Raw genomic sequence first — 276 nt, 5'->3', positions numbered from 1 at the left:
CCCTCACCCTTCCACCGCGCTGCGCGGCTCCTTCCCTCTCCCAAAGGGAGAGAGATTCTCGGTTAGGACGGTAGATCCAGGATCCGCTTGGCGATGATGTTGAGCTGGATCTCCGACGTGCCGCCTTCGATCGAGTTCGCCTTGGTGCGGAGCCATGCGCGGGGCAGGGCACCGGTGCGGCCGGCGTCGCTCTCCCACTCCAGCGCGTCGGAGCCGCCGCCCGCCATCTGCAATTCGTGGCGATCCTTGTTCAGCTCGGTCCCGTAATATTTCATC

At 64.5% G+C, this 276-nt stretch carries 1 protein-coding gene; it reads right to left on the bottom strand.

Annotation, left to right across the window (positions count from 1 at the left end):
- Window positions 1–62 precede the first annotated feature (62 nt).
- A partial coding sequence (locus AC0IYH_RS31450) for an acyl-CoA dehydrogenase family protein (protein ID WP_471838150.1) occupies window positions 63–276 on the bottom strand: 214 nt, incomplete at its 5' end.

This window comes from Pseudomonas sp. AC463, assembly GCF_979253585.1.
Note: the sequence above shows the minus strand (reverse complement) of the source record. Positions and strands in the feature narration are given on the sequence as shown.